Source organism: Streptomyces sp. FH025, from assembly GCF_017427025.1.
Lineage (GTDB): Bacteria > Actinomycetota > Actinomycetes > Streptomycetales > Streptomycetaceae > Kitasatospora.
In genome coordinates this window covers 1-2,246 of record NZ_JAFLNG010000967.1, presented here as the reverse complement: position 1 = coordinate 2,246, position 2,246 = coordinate 1, and the positions used below count along the sequence as shown (strand labels likewise).

Annotated in this window: 1 protein-coding gene; it reads left to right on the top strand. The window is 70.2% G+C overall.

Translation table 11 applies throughout. The annotated features are described in order from the left end of the window. Positions 1-122: 122 nt before the first annotated feature. Positions 123-2,078 carry an Ig domain-containing protein gene (locus tag J0670_RS40415; RefSeq protein ID WP_207816973.1) on the top strand — a complete coding sequence of 652 codons (1,956 nt, stop codon included), beginning with the start codon at positions 123-125 and terminating at the stop codon, positions 2,076-2,078. Positions 2,079-2,246: the final 168 nt, after the last annotated feature.

The following is a 2,246-nucleotide window of genomic DNA, read 5'->3' as shown; positions in this document are numbered from 1 at the left end:
GTCTTGACCCATGTGATCGGTGACATGTGTCATTTCACATGCCGCGCCGCGCGTCGTCAACGGGCAGCGCACGGGCGGCTGTTACTTCCCCCCACCTCCCGACAGAGAGTCAGGACCGACCTGTGCCCTCAGCACGCTCACGCCCCGGCGGAACCCTCGGAAAGTTCCTGCTCGGCGCCCTCGCGCTCGGCCTCGCCGCAGTCGGCGGCACCGGCACCGCCTTCGCCCAGGACCGGCCGGAGACCTCGGCCCAGTCGCCGACCTCGGCCACGGCCCCGAAGGACCCGCACCCCGCCGCCGAGGGCTGGCGGCAGATCAACGGCACCTGGGTGCAGGCCGGTTCCGTCCGGCCGCACGTGATGCCCAACGCCGACACCTTCGCCCAGCGGCAGGCCGCGAAGGCCCGCGACGCCGCCGCGTCCCCGCGCAACAACTACGACCTCCAGATGACCTACCGGGGAGGCCAGGACTCCATCGGCGTCACCACCGGCCAGCCGAAGGTCTACCTGATCTACTGGGGCAGCCAGTGGGGCACCCCGGGCACCGACCCGGCCACCGGTGACGTCACGCTGTCCGGCGACCCCGATGGCGCCGCGCCGTACCAGCAGGAGTTCTTCAAGGGCCTGGGCAGCACCACCGACACCTGGTCCAAGGTGATGACCCAGTACTGCGAGGGCATCGCCCCCGGCACGTCCTCCTGCCCGCCCGAGGCCAACCACGTCGGCATGCCGGTCGCCGGCCAGACCCTCGCCGGCGTCTGGGTGGACAACGCGAAGCCCGCGCCGAAGGCCGCCACCGAGCCGGAGATCGCGGCCGAAGTCGTCGCCGCCGCCCAGCACTTCGGCAACGGCGACCCGAACCGGAACCGGGACGTGCAGTACGTCATCAACACCGGCCAGGGCCTGGACTCCGACAAGTGGAAGGAGCTCGGCTACTGCGCCTGGCACACCTTCATGCGCAGCTCGGCCGGCACCCTCGCCTACACCCTCATGCCGTACCTGACCGACGTGCCCAACTGCGGCACCAACTGGATCAACCCCGGGGCGCGCGGCCGCCTGGACGGCTACGGCATCATCGGCGGCCACGAGTACGCCGAGACCATCACCGACCAGAACGCCTCCGGCGCCTGGACCGACGCCACCGGCCAGGAGAACGCCGACAAGTGCTCCTGGATCCCGGTCGGCGCCAACGGCGGGATGTTCAACCTGACGCTCTCCACCGGCGTCTTCCCGGTGCAGACCACCTGGTCCAACTACGACCACCTGTGCACGGGCGACGACCCGGTCTTCGGGAACGCGCCGCTCCTCGTCACCCAGCCGTGCGAGCGGACCGTCGAGAGCGGGAAGCCCGTCGACATCCCCGTGCTCGCCTCCGACCGCGCCGGGCGCCCGATCACGTACGGCGCCAAGGGCCTGCCCGCCGGCCTGCGGATCGACCCGGCGACCGGCCGCATCACCGGCACGACGCACGCGACCGGCTGGAAGACGATCACCGTGACCGGCCGCGACGACCAGGGCAACACCCAGAGCCAGACCTTCAGGGCCGGGTTCTTCCACGGCCCGCAGATCGGCTGCACCCCGATCGAACAGCTCAACGACCCCGGCTTCGAGAACCACACCGCCGACCACGGCGTCTGGAACGCGTCCGGATACAACATCATCACGCCCTCCACCGCGCACCAGGCGCACAGCGGCTCGACGTACGCGTGGCTCGGCCAGAACACCGCCACCGACGACTCCATCACCCAGTGGGTGGAGACCACCCCCGGGTACACCAGGGAGCACCTCTCCTTCTGGCTGAACATCACCGGCAGCGCCCAGGGGGCCTCCGCGCCCGGAGGCCCGGCGGCGGACACGCTCTCGCTGGAGCTGTACGACCAGTGGAGCGGCAACTACCTGGCGACCGTGAAGACATGGACCAACCTGGACGCGACCGACGGCTACCGGCTGCAGTCCTTCGACTTGACGCCCTACGTGGCGGCCGAGTTCGGCTCGACGGTGGGCATCAAACTGGTCGCGCACTCGACGAGCGGGAAGACCGCGTTCCTGGTCGACGACGCGTCGGTGAAGCTGACCTGACCTGATCGGTACGCCCCCGGGCCCCGCCCACGAAGGCGGGGCCCGGGGGAGCGGCTTCTTCGGGCCGAGTTCGGCCAGTGTTCTTCCATCGGACAGCATCGACCGGTACCTATGTCCCGCTCATGGCGAACAGCCATGACACCACCCTCACCAACGGACGAGGTATCC